Origin of the sequence: Streptomyces sp. NPDC060184, assembly GCF_042728795.1 — a bacterium.
In the GTDB taxonomy this organism is placed as follows: domain Bacteria; phylum Actinomycetota; class Actinomycetes; order Streptomycetales; family Streptomycetaceae; genus Streptomyces.
The window spans coordinates 125,997-147,057 of record NZ_JBHWYX010000010.1 but is presented as its reverse complement, the minus strand read 5'-3'; the positions used below and the strand labels follow the sequence as shown (position 1 = coordinate 147,057).

At 72.2% G+C, this 21,061-nt stretch carries 17 protein-coding genes and 1 pseudogene; 3 read left to right on the top strand and 15 right to left on the bottom strand.

The window, feature by feature from the left end; genetic code table 11:
* Positions 1-47: 47 nt before the first annotated feature.
* From topA to ACFWEE_RS09540, 6 genes are all read right to left on the bottom strand, one after another.
* Positions 48-2,936: a type I DNA topoisomerase gene (gene topA / locus ACFWEE_RS09565; RefSeq protein WP_386887903.1), complete on the bottom strand. Its 2,889-nt coding sequence runs from the start codon at positions 2,934-2,936 to the stop codon at positions 48-50.
* Positions 2,937-3,359: 423 nt separating this feature from the next.
* Positions 3,360-3,557 carry a hypothetical protein gene (locus tag ACFWEE_RS09560; RefSeq protein ID WP_386887901.1) on the bottom strand — a complete coding sequence of 66 codons (198 nt, stop codon included), beginning with the start codon at positions 3,555-3,557 and terminating at the stop codon, positions 3,360-3,362.
* Between the two features lie 195 nt (positions 3,558-3,752).
* The gene (locus ACFWEE_RS09555; RefSeq protein ID WP_386887959.1) at positions 3,753-5,234 is read right to left on the bottom strand and encodes a methyltransferase; all 1,482 of its coding nucleotides are present in this window, start codon (positions 5,232-5,234) and stop codon (positions 3,753-3,755) included.
* Between the two features lie 177 nt (positions 5,235-5,411).
* Positions 5,412-6,008: a small secreted protein gene (locus tag ACFWEE_RS09550; protein ID WP_386887899.1), complete on the bottom strand. Its 597-nt coding sequence runs from the start codon at positions 6,006-6,008 to the stop codon at positions 5,412-5,414.
* 605 nt (positions 6,009-6,613) lie between these two features.
* On the bottom strand, positions 6,614-7,090 hold the full coding sequence (locus ACFWEE_RS09545; RefSeq protein ID WP_386887898.1) for an ATP-binding protein: 477 nt from the start codon (positions 7,088-7,090) through the stop codon (positions 6,614-6,616).
* Between the two features lie 193 nt (positions 7,091-7,283).
* Positions 7,284-7,637 carry an STAS domain-containing protein gene (locus ACFWEE_RS09540; RefSeq protein ID WP_003967428.1) on the bottom strand — a complete coding sequence of 118 codons (354 nt, stop codon included), beginning with the start codon at positions 7,635-7,637 and terminating at the stop codon, positions 7,284-7,286.
* Between the two features lie 78 nt (positions 7,638-7,715).
* Here ACFWEE_RS09540 and ACFWEE_RS09535 point away from each other — a divergent pair, with 78 nt between their 5' ends.
* Positions 7,716-10,271: a DEAD/DEAH box helicase gene (locus tag ACFWEE_RS09535; RefSeq protein WP_386887896.1), complete on the top strand. Its 2,556-nt coding sequence runs from the start codon at positions 7,716-7,718 to the stop codon at positions 10,269-10,271.
* 40 nt (positions 10,272-10,311) lie between these two features.
* Here the strand turns inward: ACFWEE_RS09535 and ACFWEE_RS09530 are convergent.
* From ACFWEE_RS09530 to ssd, 7 genes and pseudogenes are all read right to left on the bottom strand, one after another.
* A pseudogene (locus ACFWEE_RS09530) lies at positions 10,312-10,554 on the bottom strand (Rv3654c family TadE-like protein); the annotation flags it as partial.
* A gap of 32 nt (positions 10,555-10,586) precedes the next feature.
* Positions 10,587-11,132 carry a TadE family type IV pilus minor pilin gene (locus tag ACFWEE_RS09525; protein ID WP_386887894.1) on the bottom strand — a complete coding sequence of 182 codons (546 nt, stop codon included), beginning with the start codon at positions 11,130-11,132 and terminating at the stop codon, positions 10,587-10,589.
* Complete coding sequence (locus ACFWEE_RS09520; protein WP_386887957.1) at positions 11,119-11,313, bottom strand: DUF4244 domain-containing protein; 195 nt, start codon at positions 11,311-11,313, stop codon at positions 11,119-11,121. The genes ACFWEE_RS09525 and ACFWEE_RS09520 overlap by 14 nt, the downstream gene beginning before the upstream one ends.
* A 231-nt stretch (positions 11,314-11,544) precedes the next feature.
* Entirely contained in the window at positions 11,545-12,474 is a 930-nt protein-coding gene (locus ACFWEE_RS09515) for a type II secretion system F family protein (protein WP_386887892.1), read from the bottom strand.
* 5 nt (positions 12,475-12,479) lie between these two features.
* Complete coding sequence (locus ACFWEE_RS09510; protein WP_386887890.1) at positions 12,480-13,403, bottom strand: type II secretion system F family protein; 924 nt, start codon at positions 13,401-13,403, stop codon at positions 12,480-12,482.
* Positions 13,403-14,548 (bottom strand): TadA family conjugal transfer-associated ATPase, encoded by a 1,146-nt coding sequence (locus tag ACFWEE_RS09505; RefSeq protein ID WP_386887889.1) that lies wholly within the window; start codon positions 14,546-14,548, stop codon positions 13,403-13,405. The genes ACFWEE_RS09510 and ACFWEE_RS09505 overlap by 1 nt, the downstream gene beginning before the upstream one ends.
* Complete coding sequence (ssd, locus tag ACFWEE_RS09500; RefSeq protein WP_386887887.1) at positions 14,545-15,600, bottom strand: septum site-determining protein Ssd; 1,056 nt, start codon at positions 15,598-15,600, stop codon at positions 14,545-14,547. Before ssd ends, ACFWEE_RS09505 begins: the two co-directional genes overlap by 4 nt.
* 560 nt (positions 15,601-16,160) lie before the next feature.
* Between ssd and ACFWEE_RS09495 the strand changes: the two genes are divergently transcribed.
* A complete protein-coding gene (locus ACFWEE_RS09495; protein WP_386887885.1) occupies positions 16,161-16,997 on the top strand; it encodes an HAD family hydrolase in 837 nt (278 codons plus the stop codon).
* A gap of 447 nt (positions 16,998-17,444) precedes the next feature.
* Here ACFWEE_RS09495 and ACFWEE_RS09490 read toward each other — a convergent pair whose 3' ends face one another.
* Positions 17,445-18,269: an oxidoreductase gene (locus ACFWEE_RS09490; RefSeq protein WP_386887883.1), complete on the bottom strand. Its 825-nt coding sequence runs from the start codon at positions 18,267-18,269 to the stop codon at positions 17,445-17,447.
* A 102-nt stretch (positions 18,270-18,371) separates the two neighbouring features.
* On the opposite strand from ACFWEE_RS09490, the gene ACFWEE_RS09485 reads away from it, so the two are divergent.
* Positions 18,372-19,364, top strand: coding sequence for an ATP-binding protein (locus tag ACFWEE_RS09485; RefSeq protein ID WP_386887881.1), 993 nt, complete (start codon positions 18,372-18,374; stop codon positions 19,362-19,364).
* Positions 19,365-19,613: 249 nt separating this feature from the next.
* On the opposite strand, the gene ACFWEE_RS09480 is transcribed toward ACFWEE_RS09485, so the two are convergent.
* Positions 19,614-20,993, bottom strand: coding sequence for a hypothetical protein (locus ACFWEE_RS09480; RefSeq protein ID WP_386887879.1), 1,380 nt, complete (start codon positions 20,991-20,993; stop codon positions 19,614-19,616).
* Between the last annotated feature and the right edge of the window lie 68 nt (positions 20,994-21,061).

Genomic DNA, 21,061 nt, shown 5'->3' with positions numbered 1-21,061 from the left:
CGGCGGTCGCGCGTGTCGCGGGGGTGCGGGGCGTCCCGCACCCCGGTTCAGTCCTCCGTGGGCGTCGCCGAGGAGGCCGCGGAGCTCGTCGCCTTCTTCGCCGCGGCCGTGGTCTTCTTCGCGGCTGCGGTCGTCTTCTTCGCGGCGGTCGTCGTCTTCTTGGCCGCCGTCGTCTTCTTCGCCGCGGTCGTCGTCTTCTTGGCCGGGGCCTTCTTCGCGGTGGCGGCCTTCTTGGCGGGCGCCTTCTTCGCCGTCTTCTTCTTGGCGGGGCCCTTGGCACGCTTCTCCGCGAGCAGCTCGTACCCGCGCTCCGGCGTGATCTCCTCGACGCTGTCGCCGGTGCGCAGCGTCGCGTTGGTCTCGCCGTCGGTGACGTACGGGCCGAAGCGCCCGTCCTTCACGACCACCGGCGCGCCGCTGACCGGGTCGGTGCCCAGCTCCTTCAGCGGCGGCTTGGCGGCGGCCCGGCCGCGCTGCTTGGGCTGCGCGTAGATGGCGAGGGCCTCGTCGAGGGTGATGTCGAAGAGCTGTTCCTCGGAGGTGAGCGACCGCGAGTCCGTCCCCTTCTTCAGGTACGGGCCGTAGCGGCCGTTCTGCGCGGTGATCTCGACGCCCTCGGCGTCCTCGCCGACGACGCGCGGCAGCGACATCAGCTTGAGCGCGTCGGCCAGCGTCACCGTGTCGAGCGACATCGACTTGAAGAGGGAGGCGGTCCGCGGCTTCACCGCGTTCTTGCCGGTCTTCGGCGTGCCCTCGGGCAGCACCTCGGTGACGTACGGGCCGTACCGGCCGTCCTTGGCGATGATCTGGTTGCCGGACACGGGGTCGGCGCCCAGCTCGAAGTCGCCGCTCGGCTTGGCGAGCAGCTCCTCCGCGTACTCGACGGAGAGCTCGTCCGGCGCCAGGTCGTCGGGGACGTCCGCGCGCTGGTGGCCCTCGGCGTCCTTCTCGCCACGCTCGATGTACGGGCCGTACCGGCCGACGCGGAGCTTGATGTCGTTGCCGACGGGGAACGAGGAGATCTCCCGGGCGTCGATGGCGCCGAGGTCGGTGACGAGCTCCTTGAGGCCGCCGAGGTGGTCGCCGTCGCCGTTGCCCGCGTCGGAGGCCGCACCGGCACCGGCGTTGTCCTCGCCCGCGCCGAAGTAGAAACGCTTCAGCCACGGCACGGACTGGGCCTCGCCCCGCGCGATGCGGTCGAGGTCGTCCTCCATGCGCGCGGTGAAGTCGTAGTCGACGAGCCGGCCGAAGTGCTTCTCCAGCAGGTTGACGACGGCGAAGGAGAGGAACGACGGGACGAGCGCCGTGCCCTTCTTGAAGACGTAACCGCGGTCGAGGATCGTCCCGATGATCGAGGCGTACGTCGACGGGCGGCCGATCTCGCGCTCTTCGAGCTCCTTGACCAGCGAGGCCTCGGTGTAGCGGGCCGGCGGCTTGGTGGAGTGGCCGTCGGCGGTGATCTCCTCGGCGGAGAGCGCGTCGCCCTCGGCGACCTGCGGCAGCCGGCGCTCGCGGTCGTCCAGCTCGGCGTTGGGGTCGTCGGCGCCCTCGACGTACGCCTTCATGAAGCCGTGGAAGGTGATCGTCTTGCCGGAGGCGGAGAACTCGGCGTCCCGGCCGTCGCTCGCCCGGCCACCGATCTTGACGGTGACGGAGTTGCCGACCGCGTCCTTCATCTGGGAGGCGACGGTCCGCTTCCAGATCAGCTCGTACAGACGGAACTGGTCGCCGGTCAGCCCGGTCTCGGCCGGGGTACGGAAGCGGTCGCCGGAGGGGCGGATCGCCTCGTGCGCCTCCTGGGCGTTCTTGACCTTGCCCGCGTAGGTCCGCGGCTTCTCCGGCAGGTAGTTCGCGCCGTAGAGCTGGGTGACCTGAGCCCGGGCGGCGGAGACCGCCGTGTCCGAGAGGGTCGTGGAGTCCGTACGCATGTAGGTGATGAAGCCGTTCTCGTACAGCTTCTGCGCGACCTGCATGGTGGCCTTCGCCCCGAAGCCCAGCTTGCGGCTCGCCTCCTGCTGGAGGGTGGTCGTACGGAACGGGGCGTACGGGGAGCGGCGGTACGGCTTCGACTCGACCGAGCGGACCGCGAAGGCGGAGTCGGCGAGGGCGGCGGCCAGGGCGCGGGCGTTCGTCTCGTCCAGGTGCATGACCTGGCCGGACGCGGCCTTCAGCCGGCCGTCCGCACCGAAGTCGCGGCCCTGGGCGACGCGGCGCCCGTCGACCGCGCTGAGACGGGCGGTCAGCGTGGACGGGTCCGAGGCGTCACCGGTACGGCCGGTGGCGAAGGTACCGGTCAGGTCCCAGTACGAGGCGGAGCGGAAGGCGATGCGCTCACGCTCCCGCTCGACGACGAGCCGGGTGGCGACGGACTGGACACGGCCCGCCGACAGCCGGGGCATGACCTTCTTCCACAGGACCGGCGAGACCTCGTAGCCGTAGAGGCGGTCGAGGATGCGGCGGGTCTCCTGGGCGTCGACCATGCGCTGGTTGAGCTCGCGCGGGTTGGCCACGGCGGCCCGGATCGCGTCCTTGGTGATCTCGTGGAAGACCATCCGGTGGACCGGGACCTTGGGCTTCAGAACTTCCTGCAGGTGCCACGCGATGGCTTCGCCCTCGCGGTCCTCATCGGTGGCGAGGAAGAGTTCGTCGGACTCGGCCAGCAGCTGCTTGAGCTTCCTGACCTGGGCCTTCTTGTCCGCGTTGACGACGTATACGGGCTGGAAGTCGTGCTCGACGTCGACCCCGAGCCGCCGCACCTCGCCGGTGTACTCGTCGGGAACCTCGGCCGCGCCGTTCGGGAGGTCGCGGATGTGCCCGACGCTCGCCTCGACGACGTATCCGGGGCCGAGATAGCCCTTGATCGTCTTCGCCTTGGCAGGCGACTCGACGATGACGAGTCGGCGGCCGCCCTGTGCGGTCTCGCTGGTCGGGGACAACTTCGCTCTTCTCTCCGGTCGGCACTCGATGCGCATCCACGCGGCGGCGATGAGCCACTGGCGGTGCTGTCGCTGCGGAGTGTGACGGTACAACCCGCCCCCGTGTCAAACGGCAAAAGCCCGCAACGGCCACTCGAACGGTAACCCGACTTCCGGCATTCCTGCCGCCCGGACTGTCCGTTCCGCACTGCGTACGGCAGCTGCCTGCGGGTTTCGGGATACCGGAGGAGGGGCGCGAAGGAGTGCGGAGAGGGTGCGGAGGGAGAGCGAAGAGAACGTGAACAAGCGCACCGGGCACGGGGCGGGCGGGCCGACGGCCGGGGGCGCGGACGCAGCGGTGCGCGGACGGGCGCCGGGCAGACGGGCAGGGCGGGGCAGACGGGCAGGGACCGGCGGCCGAGGCTCACGGGCCGTGCGTCCGGATCAGACGCGGGCGAGGACCCACACGCCGAGGACGAGGAAAAGTACGCCGAAGACCGTGGAAAGCACGGCGGCGGAGACGGGGCTCACCCCATGGGCCACCGGCGCGCGGCGGGCGGTGCGCGCCCCCGTCCAGATGAGGAGCGCGGCGCCGAACAGCGCGAAGACCGATCCCGCGAGGACCGCCGGTCCGCTCTCCATCTCTCCGCACCCCGTCCCGGCCGCCCCGGTCGGCCGGTCCCGGCCGGGACCGGCTCGCCCTCAGGGCGCGCAGGGCGAGGCTGCCACCCCCGGACGTCGGCCACGCGAACCCCGGGTGAACAGCGGGCCCCCGGCGCACGGGCGCCCGCCCACCCGCACCGGGGCACAGGCGGCGCGCCAAGGGCTCGGGGCCGATCAGGCCGTGCGCCCGGCCCCGCCCGCTCCCGGCTCCACCGGCTCCAGGAAGCCCTCCTCGACCAGGAGCCGAATCGCCTGCGGGGTACGGTCCCGCAGCAGCACGGGGTCCTCCCCCATCAACTGGGCGATGGCGTCCAGAATGCGGCCGGCGGGCAGCGATCCGTCACAGACGCCCGCGAACCCGGCGCCCACCGAGTCGACCTTGGTGGCCCGGCGCATCCCCCGGTGCTGACGGAGCACCACGTGCTCGGGGTCCTCGGCGCCCGGCAGGCCGACCTGCTCCTGCACGACCTCCTCGGCGAGGACGAAGTGGCCCGCGAGCAGCGAGGCGTCGTCCTGGGCGCGCAGATAGTCCTGGCGGGCGAAGTGGGCGAGGACCGCCGGGCCGAGCGGCTGCTCGATGGTGTGCGGCCACTCCTCCACGACGACCGACGGATTCCCGGCGGCGGCTGCGGCGGACTTGCGTACCGTGATCCAGCCAAATCCGACCGCCGTGGTCCCCCGCGCCTCGAACTCGTCGAGCCACGCCTCGTACCGGGCCGTGTACTCGGCCGGATCGGCCCGGTGGTCACCGCTGTCGCGCAGCCAGAGCTCGGCGTACTGCGTGACGTCCTGCACCTCGCGCTGCACGATCCAGGCGTCGCAGCCCTCCGGCACCCAGGAACGGAGCCGGTCCTGCCACTCCTCGCCCTCCACGTGCTGCCAGTTGGCGAGGAACTGGGCGTATCCGCCGTCGTTCAGCCGTTCGCCGGACTGCTGGACCAGGGTGCGGCAGAGGTCGTCGCCGCCCATGCCGCCGTCGCGGTAGGTGAGGCGGGCGCCGGGAGAGATGACGAACGGCGGGTTCGAGACAATCAGGTCGTACGTCTCGTCGGCCACCGGCTCGAAGAGGGAGCCCTCCCGCAGATCCGCGGGCGCCGCGCCGGAGAGCGCGAGGGTGAGCCGCGTGAAGTCCAGGGCGCGCGGATTGAGGTCGGTCGCGGTGACGCGCGTCGCGTGCTGCGCGGCGTGCAGCGCCTGGATACCGGAGCCCGTGCCCAGGTCGAGGGCGGAGGCCACCGGGGTGCGGACCGTGATCCCGGCGAGCGTGGTGGACGCACCACCGACACCGAGCACGACCCCCTCCTCGTGCGATCCGATGCCGCCCGCGCCTCCGACGGCACAGCCGAGGTCGGAGACGATGAACCAGTCCTGGCCCTCGGGACCGCCGTACGGGCGGACGTCGACGGTCGCCCGCACCTCGCCGTCCTCCTCCCGCACCCAGCCGTCCGCCAGGCAGACGGCGAGCGGAAGGGCGGCCTTCGCCCGCTCCACCGGAACGGCGCGCTGGAGAAGGAAGAGCCGCACCAACGTGTCGAGCGCGGCGTCCCCCCGGGTGGCCCGGAGCGCGGGAACCGTCTCGGCGCGCGCCAGCGCCGCGTAGGCCGGTGCGCCGAGCAGGTCCAGGAGCCCGTCCGCGGTGAAGGCAGCCGCGAGCAGCGCCTCGCGGAGTGCGGGAACGTGCTCGGACCGCGGAAGGCGGGGCCCCGTGGGGCTCGTCGGTGCTGAGGGGCTCTTCGTACTCACGCACCCATTGTCGCCGCTCCCACCGACAACGGCAGCGGCCCGGCCCCCGAGGAGGGGTGACCGGGCCGCTGCCGTCGTCGGCGCCGCGGGCTACGAGGCCTTGGCCGAGGAGGCCGGGGCGCCCGAGCCGGGGGAGGCCGAAGCCGAAGGGCTCTTGCAGCTGTCCTGCTTGGCCATCGCGCTGCCCACCTCGCCGGACTGCAGCTTGTTCAGCGCGTTGGCGCCCGTGCTGCTGATGTTCTTCAGCTCGTCGGCGATGTCCTTGAGGCCGTCGGCGAACTTCGCCTGGTCCTCGGTGTCGAGCGCGTCCACCTTGGTCTTGAGGTTCGCGTACGCCTCGGAGGAGGCGTTGAGCCCCTTCACCGCCTCCTGCTGCGTGGCCTCGCCGTCGTCGACGGGCGGGGCTCCGGCCGAGTCCACGGCCGAGCCGAGCGCCTTGTACGCCTCCGAGATCTGCTGGAAGGCGGCCGAGTCGGTCCGCTGCACGTCGGCCGGCTGGCTGTTGTCCGCGGTCTGCTCCTGGATGGCGGCGTTGGCGTCCGCGATCTTCTGCAACTGCGGCTGGATCTGGCCGCACACCTTCTTGGCCCAGTCGTTGACCTCGTCGTTGCTGTCGTCGCTGCAACCCGTCAGCGTCAGTACGAGTACCGCACCGCCGGACAGTGCGGCCGCAAGCTTCTTGTTCACCGGATCGGTCCCTTCCAAGGCTCTCGGCCCCGGAACTTACACGCCAAGTGGGCGACAACCGGGTGCCGGTCTACCGGTCTGCACCCTTTTGCAGCCATTTGCACCAAGAGCGACAAGGGAGATTCAACTCACCCCGCACGCCCGCGCCGACCAGCGGAACCACCCCTCGGACCGCCCCTCACCTTCACCCGAACGGATGAAGATCCTCCCCCTCGCGCTTCCCCTCGCGCTTCCCCTCGGTGACCGATGGGACATCAGCACCCATGCGGCGCATGTGATGTGCATATGCGTCACTTTCTGGCCACGGGGTTCCTCGTGGGATCCGCCAGGAGATCTCCGGGCGTTCGCCGAAGGCGCGTCGGGTCCACGCGCGGTGCCGCAAGGGGTACGCACATCACGCCGGTGCGTCCAGCGCCCGGCCGACGGGGCAGGCGGAGGAGCGGGCAAGCAGGCCGGCCGGCACGACGCCTCGGCCGATCACCGGTCCGACGGTACTCACGGGTTCAGGACCACACAGGCACCCGCGCACATGAACTGAACGACTCACCGCCCCAGCGGCACCGAAGAAGCCCTGGAACAGCGACGGAATCCCGGCCGGGAAAGGCTCAGGGAAAGAGCACCGCGTGGGCGGTCGGCCAGGTCATGCGGATCACCCCGCCGTTCGCCCCCGACCGGACCTCGACGTCGTCCACCAGGCCCTTGATGACGGCGAGACCCATTTCGTCCTCGCCCTCACCGTCCGGCTCCGGCTCGGGGTCGTCGAGTCCCACCGGCGTGACGGGGGAGGCCCGGCGGGCGCTGGGAACGGCGCTTCCGGCATCGCCGCCGAGGCCCGGCACATCGTCGCCGACCTCGATGGAGAACGACTTCTCCTCGTCCGTCAGCACCACGGCCACCGGGGTGTCGATGCCGTGAGCGTGGTGCAGCCCCACAGCACGGCTGCACGCCTCGCCCACCGCGAGTCTGACCTCGTCGAGCACCGCTTCGTCGACGCCGGCCCGGCGTGCCACAGCGGCTGCCACCAGGCGGGCCGTCCGGACATGTTCAGGCTGTGCGCTGAAGCGGAGTTCAACGGTGGCCATGAGATCCCCCTCGAACGTAGGGCGTGCGTCTCAGAGGCCCGGGCGTGGCGCCCGTACCCCTGTGTCTCCTCCGGGAGCCCACGGAGCGGACGGCCGACCCAGGGTCGACCGCCTGCTCAGCGCGGCCCGGCGCGGCTGCCGCCGTCCGGGCCGTCCACGGTCCGCCGGCCGGGGCCGGCGGGCCGCTCCGACGTCAGTCGGTGGCGGCGACGGCCTCGTCGACCGTGGTGTGAATCGGAAACACCTTGGTCAGGCCCGTGATCCGGAAGATCTTGAGAATGCGCTCCTGGTTGCAGACCAGGCGCAGCGAGCCCTCATGGGCCCGGACACGCTTCAGGCCGCCCACCAGCACGCCGAGGCCGGTGGAGTCGAGGAAGTCGACGCCCTCCATGTCGACAACCAGGTGGTAACTGCCGTCATTCACCAACTCGACCAACTGCTCGCGCAGCTTGGGCGCGGTATACACATCAATCTCGCCACCGACCTCGACGACCGTACGGTCGCCACCAGGGCCGGACACATTGCGAGTCGACAGGGACAGGTCCACGGATCCTCCAGCACCTTGCTATCGAGCGGTCGCCCCTCGGTCTCCCCGACGGAGCCAGGGGACGGATCGCCAGCCGCGATGGCATTCAATCACTTACCAGCAGCCATGCACGACGCCTTGGGACCATTGTCCGTCACGCCAGTGACACACTCGGTGCCGATGGCCAAGAATCACCGCCCCAGCGGACCCACCGAGAGCGGAGGCTCCCGCCCCTCCCCCGACATGATCCTCGACCGGCTCGCCGCAGGGGCGGGCCGGGCCGCGCGCATCACTCATACGGAGCACTTGCCCCCGCGACCGGGAACCCATGCCATCTGGCCGGATCGCATCCGCCCGGAAGTCGTCGCGGCGATCGGGCGTGCCGGAATCGACCATCCGTGGGTCCATCAGGCGGCTGCGGCCGAATGCGCGCTCGACGGCGAATCCGTGGTGATCGCCACCGGCACGGCGTCCGGAAAGTCGCTCGCCTATCTCGCTCCGGTGCTCAGTACGCTGCTCGACGGCTCCGAGGCACCGAACGGACGTGCGGCCACGGCGCTCTACCTCTCCCCCACCAAAGCGCTCGCGGCCGACCAGCGCCGGTCGGTGAAGGCTCTCGCCTCGCCGCTCGGCAACGCGGTCAGGCCCGCCGTCTACGACGGTGACACGCCCGTGGAGGAACGCGAGTGGGTACGCCAGTACGCCAACTACGTCCTCACCAACCCCGACATGCTGCACCGGGGAATCCTGCCGTCCCATCCCCGCTGGGCCTCCTTCCTGCGTGCGCTGCGCTTCGTCGTCATCGACGAATGCCACACCTACCGGGGCGTCTTCGGCTCGCACGTCGCCCAAGTCCTGCGCCGCCTGCGGCGGCTGTGCGCCCGGTACGGCTCCGATCCGGTCTTCCTGCTCGCCTCCGCGACCGCGGCCGAACCGTCGGTCGCGGCCGGCCGTCTCACCGGGCTGCCGGTCAGGGAGATCGCCGACGACGCCTCGCCCCGCGGCGAACTGGTCTTCGCGCTCTGGGAGCCGCCGCTCACCGACCTGCAGGGCGAGAAGGGCGCGCCCGTGCGGCGTACCGCGACCGCCGAGACCGCCGACCTGCTCACCGACCTGACGCTCCAGGGCGTCCGCTCGGTCGCCTTCGTCCGCTCCCGGCGCGGAGCGGAACTGATCTCCGTGATCGCCAAGGAGCGGCTCGGCGAGGTCGACCGCTCGCTGCCGCGACGGGTCGCCGCCTACCGGGGCGGCTATCTGCCGGAGGAACGACGCGCCCTGGAGCGCGCCCTGCACTCCGGTGCACTCCTGGGTCTCGCCGCCACCACCGCCCTCGAACTGGGGATCGACGTCTCCGGTCTGGACGCCGTCGTGATCGCCGGTTACCCGGGCACCCGGGCCTCCCTCTGGCAACAGGCGGGCCGCGCCGGCCGTTCGGGCCAGGGCGCCCTGGCCGTACTGGTGGCACGGGACGATCCGCTGGACACCTTCCTCGTGCACCACCCCGAGGCCCTGTTCCAGCAGCCCGTGGAGTCGACCGTCCTGGACCCGGACAATCCCTACGTACTCGCCCCCCATCTGTGCGCCGCCGCCGCCGAACTACCCCTCACCACCGCGGACATCGCTCTCTTCGGACCCGCCGTGCCGGAGCTGCTTCCACAGCTGGAGGCCGCGAAGCTGCTGCGCAGGCGGGCGGCCGGCTGGCACTGGACCCGCCGCGAACGGGCCGCCGATCTCACCGACATCCGGGGCGGGGGAGGCCGTCCGGTGCAGATCGTCGAGGAGGGCACCGGCAGGCTGCTGGGCACCGTCGACGAGGCCGCCTCCCACACCGCGGTGCACGAGGGCGCCGTCCACCTCCACCAGGGGCGTACCTACCTGGTCAGGAAGCTGGACCTGGGGGACTCCGTCGCGCTCGTGGAGGAGGCGAGTCCGCCGTACTCGACCAACGCCCGCGACACCACCGCCATCACGGTCCTGGAGACCGACACCACGATCCCCTGGGGCGACGGGCGCCTCTGCTACGGCTCCGTCGAAGTCACCAACCAGGTCGTCTCCTTCCTGCGCCGCAAGCTGATCACCGGAGAGGTGCTGGGCGAGACCAAGCTCGAACTGCCACCCCGCACCCTGCGCACCCGGGCCGTCTGGTGGACCGTCACCGAGGACCAGCTCGACGCCGCCCGGATCAATCCGGAGATCCTCGGCGGTGCGCTGCACGCCGCCGAACACGCTTCGATCGGGATGCTCCCCCTGTTCGCCACGTGCGACCGCTGGGACATCGGCGGGGTCTCCGTACCACTGCACCCGGACACCCTGCTGCCCACCGTCTTCGTGTACGACGGCCATCCCGGCGGTGCCGGGTTCGCCGAGCGCGCCTTCCACACCGCCCGCACCTGGCTCACCGCGACGCGCGAGGCCATCGCGTCCTGCGAGTGCGAGGCGGGCTGCCCTTCCTGCATCCAGTCCCCCAAGTGCGGGAACGGCAACGAGCCTCTCCACAAGCGAGGTGCGGTACGGCTGCTGACCGAACTCCTCAGGGCGGCCCCCACGGACCCGCCACCCCCGGAGGAGTCAGAGGCGCCGGGGAAGCCGGACCCGGGCCCGTCGGACCGGGGCTCACCGGCCCCGGAAAGGCCCAAGGGCCCGCGCGGGCCCTGACCTGCGGCGCGTACGGCCCGAACGCCACCCGTGCCGTCACGTCGGCGATCTCTCCCCGCACCGAGCACCGCACCAGCAGGGCGCCTTGCGCGTCCGCCACCCGCCGGGCCGCCGCACAGGCGGCCCCCTGCCCCTGGAGCGCGCGGTCGGCAGCGGCGAGAGCGGCCAGGTCCGCCGCCCCACCGGCACGGTGCCGGGCGGCGACCGCCTGCCCGAACGCGAGGATCACCGCGCACACCGAGCACAGGGTGGCCACCGTCAGGGCCACCCAGACGGTCGCCATCCCCTGATCGCGACGGTGGCCACCGGACCGGTTCATCGCCCGCCTCCGGCCGGGCCGGACGCGCCCCCGGCGTTCCCGGGATCCACGCCGGTGCCGGAATCGGCGCCAGTGCCGGAATCGGCGCCAGTGCCGGGATCGCTGCCGGCACCTTCGCCGGCGCCGGGACCTGCGCCCACCGTGTCCTCGGCCAGGGCTGCCGCTTCGGCGCTCAGCGTGAGGGCCAGGGCGCGTGGCCCTGGTGTGGCCGCCTCCACGCGTACGCGCCAGAGCTCGCCTTCCCGCCGTACGACGACCAGAGCCCGGGCGGGGGCCGCCGTGCGGGCCGTGGCCCGCACCACCCCCTCCGGCTCGGAACGTGCCGCGGCCCGCGCACCGGCCCGCGCCGCGTCCACGCACCGGATCTGATCGGCCGCTGCCACCAGCGCCCAGACCAGCACCAGGGTGAGGGCCACCAGCACCGGCAGCACCATCGCCGCCTCGGCGGTGACCGAGCCGGTGTCCCCGCCAGGGCGCCGGGCGCGGTTCCGCCGCCGTTCCGCTTCGCGTTCCCTTCCGTCGCCCCACTCAGAACGAGCCATCGAGCGCACCCTCGATCAGCGACTGCAACGCGTTCTGGACCGCACCGCTGTTGACCACCTTGTAGAGCACGGCGGCGAACGCGCAGGCCGCGATCGTCCCCATCGCGTACTCGGACGTGGTCATCCCCCGGTCGGCTCCGCCGAACCTCCGGGTCCACCGGACCCGCTGGTCCCGCAACACGGTCCGGAACCGGCATCGCGCCGGCCGCGCCGCCTCGCGGAAGGTGTGCCGACCACGTCGGCCCTTCCCGCCGCGCGCACCGTCCGCGACGTTCCCACTTGTTTCGACACCCTTGTCGGCGCTCATGTCAGTCCTCGTTCCGCCCTTCGACGGGCATGGTCGGATGACCGGCGCACCTGCGGTGCGCCGTTCGTTGGTCCTGGAATGTGGAGACGGATCCGCGGGGGCGGTTCAGCCGGTGTGCAGGAGTCCTCCCGCGAGACCGACGATCACCGGCGCGACCCCGACCGCCAGGAAGGCCGGGAGAAAGCAGAGCCCCACCGGCGCGGTGATGAGCACGCCCGCGCGCTGAGCCCTCGCCACGGCGGCGTCGGCGCGCGCGGAGCGTATGGCGTCGGCCAGCCGGGCGACCGGCTCGGCCGCCGGGGCCCCGGTCTCGCCGGCCCGGTCCAGGCACCGGGCCAGCGGCCCCGCCCCCGGGACGTCCCCGAGGCGGCCCCAGGCCAGGGAGGGATCACCGCCGAGGCGGATCTCGACGGCCGCGCGGACCAGCCGTTCACCGAGAGGTCCCCCCAGCGACTCCCCCACGGCCTCCGCGGCCTGCCGGGGACCGGCTCCGGCGGAGACGCAGGCAGCCAGGAGATCCGCCGCCAGCGGGAGTTGCCGGGACGCCGAGAGCTCGTCCTCCGTCGGCTTCCCGGGCCCTGCCGAACGCCGGGCCCGTCCGGTGCGCCGGACGTGCCACACCGCGGCGGCCCCCGCCACGCCGACCACGGCCCCGGTGGCACCTCCCAGGAGAATCCACGCCGTCAGAACCGCTCCGGCCGGTTCTCCCCACCGCGCCACCACGTCACGGACCCCCGGGACGCCCCGGACTCCCGCGACGCCACGGACTCCCGCGACGCCACGAGCTCCCGGGGCCTCACGGACGTCCCGGGCCTCACGGACGCCCGGGGCCGATCGGGACGGCACGCGCCGCAGTCGCTTCCCGCATGCCGCACCGACGGCACCCATGGCGCGGTCCGCCCCTCCGAGGAGCGCCGCACCTCTCCTCAGCCGGGACCGTTCGCGCCGGGTGCCGGTGAGCGACAGCACCGAGCACAGGGCAGCCACGCCCACCGAGAGCCAGATCCCCAGGCTGTGGACAACTTCTCCGGACACCGTGTTCACCCCGGTTCCCCCGCCCGTACGATCCGCCCGGCCCAGAGAAGCCCGACCGCCTCCAGCAGCAGACCGGTCGCCAGGCAGACCAGCCCCGCCGGGGTGTGCAGCAGGACGCGGAGGGGCTCCGCGCCGAGCGCTGCGCCCATACCCAGCCCCGCCAGCGGCAGCAGCGCCAGCACCACCACCGTCGACCAGGCTCCGGCGAGCCGTGCCCGCAGCTCCTCCCGGCGCCGCCGCTCGGCCCGCAGCGCGCCTTCCAGACGGTCCAGCCCTGCCGCGAGCCCCGCGCCGCCGTCCACCGACACCCGCCAGCACGCCGCGAACCCGGCCAGCGACCCCAGCCCCGGCATCAGGGACGCGCGGTGCAAGGCGGCGGGCACGTCGCCGCCGAACCGCGCGGCGGCGAGCAGCGGCGGCTCGGCCGCGCCCAGCCCCCGGGTCTCCCGCACGGCACGGATCAGGGCCTGCCCCGGTTCGCGTCCGGCCCGCAACTCGCCGACGACCGCACCACAGAGCGCCGTCACCGCGTCGTCCGACCGCTCGCACACGGCCCGCTCGTCCCGCCCGCGCAGCCACCGCCGAACCAGCGGTACCGCCACGGCCCCCGCGACCAGCGGCAACCACGACTTTCCGAGCATCGCGAGCGCCACGGCCACCGGAACGCACACCCATGCGCGGCGGCGGCCCAGCAGCTCACCCGCGCGTGCCCGCAGCACCGCCGCGCTCCGCACCACCCCGGCCGGTACGCCGGTCTCCGCGCCGCCGATGCCCGTACCGCCGCCACCGGGGCCCGAGGCGCCACGCGCCAGCTCCGCGCACCTCGCCCGCGCCGTGCCGCCGGAGCCGCGGCGCAGGACCAGCAGGACCGCGGGCGCGGCACAGGCCGCCGCTCCCCACGTCGAGCCCTCGGACACCACTCCGCTCATCAGGCACCCCCGACGAGCGCGGCCAGCCTCTGCCAGCCGGGCGCCCGCACGAAACCGTCGGGCCCGCCGGTCAGCGCGGGCACGGTGAACACCAGCCCGGCGGGGTCGCGTTCCAGCACATGGACCTCGGCGAGGCGCCGTCGTCCCGTCCGGTCGCGCGCCAGGTGGAGCACGACCGACAGCGCCGCGGCCAACTGGCTGTGCAACGAGGGCCGGTCGAGCCCGGCGGCCGTCCCCAGCGCCTCCAGCCGAGCGGGTACGTGCGACGCGGCGTTGGCGTGCACCGTGCCGCACCCGCCTTCGTGGCCGGTGTTCAACGCGGCGAGCAGATCCGTCACTTCGGCGCCTCGCACCTCGCCGACGACCAGCCGGTCCGGACGCATGCGCAGCGCCTGACGGACCAGTTCCCGGAGCGTCACACGGCCCGCGCCCTCCTGGTTGGCCGGCCGGGACTCCAGGCGCACCACGTGCGGGTGGTCCGGGCGCAGTTCGGACGAGTCCTCGGCCAGCACGATCCGTTCGTGCGGGCCGACCTCCCCCAGCAGGCTCGACAGCAGCGTGGTCTTCCCCGCGCCCGTGCCCCCGCTGATGAGGTACGAAACCCGGGCGCGCACCAGACGCCGCAGCATCCGGTCGCCACCGGGCGGCACCGTGCCCGCCCGGACCAGCTCCTCCAGGGTGAAGGCCCGGGGGCGGACGACACGCAGGGAGAGGCAGGTCGACCCGACGGACACCGGAGGCAGCACCGCGTGCATCCGCGTCCCGTCCGGCAGCCGCGCGTCCACCCAGGGCCGTGCGTCGTCCAGGCGCCGGCCGGCCACCGCCGCGAGGCGCTGCGCGAGCCTGCGCACGGCCGCGGAGTCGGGGAAGGTGACCCCGGTCAGCTCCAGCCCCCCGCCCCGGTCCACCCACACCCGGTCGGGCGCCGAGACCAGGACGTCGGTCACGGCCGGATCGGCCAGCAAGGGCTCCAGCGCGCCCGTGCCGACCAGCTCGCCGCGCAACTCGGCCGCGGCGCCCAGGATTTCCTCGTCGCCCAGCAGACGGCCCTGCGCCCGCACGGCGGCGGCCACACCCGCCGGGGTGGGCGCCTCCCCGCTGAGCGCCAGCCGCTGCCGCACGGCGTCCAGCAGGCCCTCGCTCATGACGCCCCTCCCACGGGAACGGGACGACCGCCGACGTACGCCTTCTCCCAGAACGCGGCGCAGAACCGGGCGAGCGGACCGCGCGGCCCGGAGCCCGGCGGAAGGACACCGTCCTGGTGCGCCGAAGCGCCTGGTTCCACCGGCAGTTCACCCAGCAGCGGCAGGGCGAGCGCGCGGGCCACCCAGGGGCCGTCCAGCCCTGGTGCGAATGGCGCCCGCGCCACCACCCGCAGATCGTCGAGGGACGTGCCGATCGCCGACGCGACGCATTTCGCGGCTGCCACGGCGCGCAGTTCACCGGGCACGACCAGGAGCCCGATGTCCGACTGGGAGAGCGCCTCCGCGACGCTTTCGTCCACCTGCCGGGGCAGGTCCACGACGACGACCCCGCCCAGCCGCCGGGCCGCCGCCAGCACCGACCGCACCGCTTGGGGCGGTACGGCGACGCCGCATTCACGCCCCCGGCTGAGCACCCTCAGCCCGTGCAGGGCGGGCAGCGAACCCTCCAGGACTCCACTGCCGAGCCGGCCCCTGGTGTGAACGAAGTCGGGCCATCTCCGGCCCTCCGTACGCTCTCCGCCGAGCAGGACGTCGATGCCTCCGCCCAGCGGATCGCCGTCGATCAGCGTGGCCCGCAGTCCCGCCCGGGCGGCGGTCACGGCGAGCGCGCAGGCGAGCGTCGACGCACCGGCCCCGCCTCTGCCGCCCACCACCGCCACGGTGAGCGCGGGGTGCCCTGCGCCTTCCGTCGCGTTGGCGAGCTGCTCGACGAGCCAGCCCTCGGCATCGGGGAGCCTCAGCACGTGTTCGGCGCCGAGCTCGACCGCCTGCCGCCAGACATCCGGCGCGTCCTGCTCCCGCCCGACGAGCATCACCCCGCGCCGCCGCGCGAGTCCGTGGCACCGCTGGACCACGTCGTCGCCCACCAGGACCAGCGGCGCCCGCCGCCACACCTCGCGGTCCTCCGGTACGCCGTGATGAACCTCCGGTTCCACTCCGGCCGCCGCACAGAGACGCAGCAGATCGTCGAGCAGATCAATGTCCTCCGTCACGATCAGCGGTACACCGCACCGCTCATCGGCGATCGGGAATCCTTCCCGCGCAAGGGACCGGGCCACGATCTCCACCCCTTCTCACAGATCCTTGAGCACCGTTCACGCTGATCCCGGAAGTTTCGGGACAGGTGATTGGAGGAACCCGCGGACTTCGCGGGCGGAATCACCATGCGAGCTCACGGAAAAAGATGTGGATCTTGATGGAGAACTGTGGACAACTCGCGCGTTGTGAATAACTCGGTCACTCGAAACGGGGACATTCGGAGCGCACCCTATTCACTACGCACAGTCACATGCGCTGGGCGCAGCCGCTCGCACACCGGGCGCAAAGCTCGCGGCGGAGAGGGAGAAACCGCTTGATTCCGGGGAAAAGCCACCCGGACGTGCGACGACCCCCGCCGGGGGGGAGAGCGGGGGTCGTCCCCACGGCCGACTCGGGGGGGGTGGAGTCGGACCGGGTTAGCACGGTCGCGAACGATCCGTGACTTCCATGGTGTACCCGAGCACCCTGCCAGGCAAACCCGCGCACCGGAGTTTGAGCCGAATGGAGGCCCCCTATGCTCAGCCTTGTGGAAAACCGCTTCTCGCCGCGCACAGCCGCCTTCTTCGACCTGGACAAGACGGTCATTGCGAAGTCTTCGACGCTGGCCTTCAGCAAGTCCTTCTACCAAGGCGGCCTGATCAACCGCCGCGCGGTGCTGCGCACGGCGTACGCACAGTTCGTCTTCCTCGCCGGAGGCGCGGATCACGATCAGATGGAGGGGATGCGCGAATACCTCTCCGCGCTCTGCAAGGGGTGGAACGTGGCACAGGTCAAGGAGATCGTCGCCGAGACCCTGCACGACCTGATCGACCCGATCATCTACGACGAGGCCGCGACCCTGATCGAGGAGCACCACGCCGCCGGGCGCGACGTGGTGATCGTCTCCACCTCGGGCGCCGAGGTGGTGGAGCCCATCGGTGAACTGCTCGGCGCCGACCGCGTCGTGGCCACCCGGATGGTCGTCGGAGACGACGGCTGCTTCACGGGCGAGGTCGAGTACTACGCCTACGGCCCGACCAAGGCCGAGGCCGTCAAGGAACTGGCCGCGTCGGAGGGGTACGACCTCTCCCGCTGCTACGCCTACAGCGACTCCGCCACCGACGTCCCCATGCTGGAGTCGGTCGGCCACCCGCACGCGGTGAACCCGGACCGGGCCCTGCGCCGCGAAGCCGGTGCCAGGCAGTGGCCGATCCTCGTCTTCAACCGCCCGGTGCGGCTCAAGCAGCGGCTGCCCAGCTTCTCGCTGCCGCCGCGTCCCGCACTCGTCGCCGCCGCAGCCGTGGGAGCGGCTGCCGCCACTGCGGGTCTCGTCTGGTACGCCGCGCGCCGACGCGCCGCGGCCACCGCCTGACCACCGCCCGCCGTGTACGGACGGCCCGTACTCGGGCAACGTCCGGCAACCCGGCGCGAGGGACGGGGTGTCGACAGCACCCGGCCATGAGTGATTGAACGCGAAAGTAAAGAAGTGGAGCCTGGGGTACCGCTTACCGCGCTCCGGGAGTACAAAGGAGTCAACGGCCCGCGAGACCGGGGACATCCGAGAGGATGACCTTTCACGCAGCATGGCCCCACGGACCGAGCACCGAAGCCGAGCACCCACGCGACGTCGACCCGTCGATTACGGGCCAGCCGCACCAGGTGACGGGCAAAGAACCCGACCTGATGGGCACAGTTCGAGGACGCTTGGTAACCCGGCGGAAGTGCCAGCGGCGGTACCGGTTCCGGTACCGCCGCAACTCTTGGCGCCCCGCCGTCGCCCGAGGGAGCGCGTACTCCCGCACCGTCGGGCGGCGTACCGTCAGGCGGCGCCGCGCTGCAGCGCCTCGCAGACCGCGGTCGATTCCCTGACACCCAGCTCCACCGCGCGCCCGCAGTGCGCGATCCAGGCCGCCATCCCCTCCGGCGTCCCCGACACGTATCCCTCGAACGCCGCCACGTAGGCAGCGCGCCCCTGCTCGGCGTGACCGACCTCGGCCGGGCAGATCGACTTCGGGTCCAGACCACTGCCGATCAGCACGATACGCTCGGCGGTCCGCGCCACCAGCCCGTTGGACGAACCGAAGGGGCGCAGGGCGAGCAGCTCTCCGTGCACGATGGCGGCCGTGACCAGCGCGGGGGCGGTGCTCCCGTCGATGATCAGCCGCGACAGCCCGTCGAGTCGCCCGGCCACTTCGTCGGCGCCCGGCAGAGGGGCCTCCACGAGGGGTTCGTCGACCGTCTCCCCGGCCAGCCGCGGGCGCCCCACCGCGTCGTCGGAGGCGCCACCCCCGGCCGCGACCAGGTGAAACCTGGCCAGAACCCTCAGGGGAGACTGCCGCCAGATGGAGAGGAGTTGACCGGCCTCTGCGGTGAGACGCAGCGCGGCGCCCACCGTCCGCGCCTCCGCGTCGCCGCTGAAATCGGTGCGCCGGCGCACCTCTTCCAGATTCCAGTCGGCACCGGACAGCGCCGCCGAACCGCGCGCTCCGCGCAGCGCGGCCTCCGAGGTCACCTCGTTGCTGCGGCGGCGCATCACACGGTGGCCGTAGACCCGGTCCACGGCCTTGCGGACCGAGTCCACGGAGTCGGGAACCCCCGGCAGAGCGGCGAGGGCGGCGAGCGGATCCGAGGCAGTCGTACTCATAAGTAACGAGGCTACGCGCCCCATACACCCTCGCGACCCCCACGTGTCGTTCTTCACGAAGCGCGACGACTTTACGCAGCGGTGCGACTACCCTAGGTGAACATGAAGATCGCTTTCGTAGGGAAGGGCGGCAGCGGCAAGACCACGCTGTCCTCTCTCTTCATCCGCCACCTCGCCGCCAACGAAGCCCATGTCATCGCCGTGGACGCCGACATCAACCAGCACCTCGGGGCCGCGCTCGGCCTCGACGAGCAGGAGGCGGGGGCGCTTCCGTCCATGGGCGCAGAACTCCCGCTGATCAAGGACTATCTGCGCGGCACCAACCCCCGGATCGCCTCCGCCGAGACGATGATCAAGACGACGCCGCCCGGCGAGGGTTCACGCCTGCTGCGCGTCCGCGAGGACAACCCCGTCTACGACGCCTGCGCGCGCACCGTCCGGCTGGACGACGGCGACATCCGGCTGATGGCCACGGGCGCGTTCAACGAGTCCGACCTCGGCGTCGCCTGCTACCACTCCAAGGTGGGCGCGGTGGAGCTCTGCCTCAACCACATGGTCGACGGACCGGACGAGTACGTCGTGGTCGACATGACCGCCGGATCCGACTCGTTCGCCTCGGGGATGTTCACCCGGTTCGACATGACGTTCCTGGTCGCAGAGCCGACCCGGAAGGGCGTGTCGGTCTACCGCCAGTACAAGGAGTACGCGCGGGACTTCGGCGTGACGCTCCGCGTGGTCGGCAACAAGGTGCAGGGCCCGGACGACCTGGACTTCCTGCGTGCGGAGGTCGGCGAGGACCTGCTCGTCGGGGTCGGCCACTCCGACTGGGTGCGGTCGATGGAGAAGGGGCGGCCGGACCGCTTCGAACTGCTGGAGGCCGACAACAGGATGGCGCTCCAGGCACTCCAGGACGCGGCCGAGGACTCGTACGCGCTGCGCGACCGCGAGCGGTACACGCGCCAGATGGTGCACTTCCACCTGAAGAACGCCGAGAGTTGGGGCAACGAGAAGACCGGCGCCGATCTGGCCGCCCAGGTAGACCCCGCGTTCACGCTCGACGACCGCCTGGTGACGGGCGCGTCCGCCCCCGCGTGACCGAGCGACGACGGCGGTCCTGCGGGTAGGGGCCGCGCCGGAAGGGCGGGACCCGCACGGAATACCCGCGGCGGTCCCGCCCTCGCACGCCCCGGAGCCCGGAGCCCGGACCTGGACGCTGGTCCCAGCGCCCGGAGCCCGGAGCCCGGAGCCCGGACCTGGACGCTGGTCCCGGAGCCCGGACCTGAATGCCCGGTCCCGGAGCCCCGGAGCCCCGGAGCCCGAACGGCAGCCCAAGCTGAAGAAACGTTACTTCTCGTCCGCGTCCTTCGCCGCCTCCCTGCCCGCGCCCCTCGCCGCCTCCTCGTCCGCGCTCTTGCCCTTGGCCGCGTCCTTCGCCGCACCCTTCGCCGCAGGGCTCATCGGCTTGCCACCGGCGGCCACGGCCGGGGCCGCGAGGTAGGAGGACCAGCCGCCCTTGGGTGCCTCGCCGACACCGAGCGTTCCGAGCTTGGCCACCACCGCCGGGTCCTGGGCGTCCAGCCAGTCCGCGAGCTGGCGGAAGGAGACGCAGCGCACGTCCGACTTGGTGCAGACGGAGGCGATCGTCTCCTCCACGGCACGCATGTAGGTGCCGCCGTTCCAGGACTCGAAGTGGTTGCCGATGATCAGCGGGGCGCGGTTCCCGTCGTACGACCGGTCGAAGGCTTCCAGGAGGCCGTCACGCATCTGATCGCCCCAGTACTCGTGCTCCGCCGGGTCGCCCTGGGTGATGCCGGACTGGTTGAACATGAAGTTGTAGTCCATCGAGAGCGTCTCGAAGTCGCGCCCCGGGACCGGTACGAGCTGGAGCGAGAGGTCCCAGACACCGTCCTTCTTTGCCGGCCAGACCTGGTTGTTGATGCCGCTGGAGTCGTAGCGGAACCCCATGTCCCGGGCGGCGGCGACCATGTTCTCCCGGCCTTCGAGGCACGGGGTACGGCCGCCGACGAGTTCCTTGTCGTAGTCGAAGGGGAGCGGCGCCTCGGACTTGAGCTCCGGATCGTTCGTCTTCCAGTTCTTCACGAAGGACTTGGCCTGGCGGATCTCGCTCTTCCACTCGTCCACCGACCAGGTGCCACCGCCGCCGTCGGGACCGCAGAAGTGGCCGTTGAAGTGGGTGCCGATCTCGTTGCCCTCCTTCCAGGCGGCGCGCACCTCCCTGAGGGTGTCGTGGATGCCCTTCGTGTCGTTGAAGCCGATGTCGGAGCGGCCGGGCGAGTGCTGGGGCGGGTCGTAGAGGTCCTTCTTCGCCTCGGGCAGCAGATAGACACCGCTGAGGAAGTACGTCATCTTCACGCCGTACTTCTTGGCGACTCCGCGGAAGTGCGAGAAGAGCTTCTGGCTGTCCTCACCGGCACCGTCCCAGGAGAACACCACGAACTGCGGGGGCTTCTCACCCGGCGCGAGGCGCTTGGGGACAGGGAGGTTGGGCTGAGCGCCCGTGAAGGCCGTGGATCCGTCGCCGATCAGCTGGACGGCGTTGCCGGGGGCGGGAGCGTTCTGCCCGTCGGGCTTCTCCTTGGCACCGTGCGCCTTCTCGGCGGGTCCCGACGCCCCGTTCGTTCCGGCGCCGGAGCACCCGGCGAGCGCGGCGAACACGGCTGCGGTGGTGACGCCCAGGGCGACTCTCTTCGTGGCGGCGATCATCCGCCCACCTCTTCCTTGCGGCTCGTTTGCGTGGAATGTGCCGACCGGCGCGGTCACGGTCACACGCA

Coding starts and splice junctions, on each gene's coding strand:
- ACFWEE_RS09560 (WP_386887901.1), bottom strand. CDS start 3,557: ATGGAGAGCGGACCGGCGGTCCTCGCGGGATCGGTCTTCGCGCTGTTC.
- ACFWEE_RS09545 (WP_386887898.1), bottom strand. CDS start 7,090: ATGGCCACCGTTGAACTCCGCTTCAGCGCACAGCCTGAACATGTCCGG.
- ACFWEE_RS09535 (WP_386887896.1), top strand. CDS start 7,716: ATGGCATTCAATCACTTACCAGCAGCCATGCACGACGCCTTGGGACCA.
- ACFWEE_RS09525 (WP_386887894.1), bottom strand. CDS start 11,132: ATGGCTCGTTCTGAGTGGGGCGACGGAAGGGAACGCGAAGCGGAACGG.
- ACFWEE_RS09510 (WP_386887890.1), bottom strand. CDS start 13,403: ATGAGCGGAGTGGTGTCCGAGGGCTCGACGTGGGGAGCGGCGGCCTGT.
- ACFWEE_RS09505 (WP_386887889.1), bottom strand. CDS start 14,548: ATGAGCGAGGGCCTGCTGGACGCCGTGCGGCAGCGGCTGGCGCTCAGC.
- ACFWEE_RS09495 (WP_386887885.1), top strand. CDS start 16,161: ATGCTCAGCCTTGTGGAAAACCGCTTCTCGCCGCGCACAGCCGCCTTC.
- ACFWEE_RS09490 (WP_386887883.1), bottom strand. CDS start 18,269: ATGAGTACGACTGCCTCGGATCCGCTCGCCGCCCTCGCCGCTCTGCCG.
- ACFWEE_RS09485 (WP_386887881.1), top strand. CDS start 18,372: ATGAAGATCGCTTTCGTAGGGAAGGGCGGCAGCGGCAAGACCACGCTG.
- ACFWEE_RS09480 (WP_386887879.1), bottom strand. CDS start 20,993: ATGATCGCCGCCACGAAGAGAGTCGCCCTGGGCGTCACCACCGCAGCC.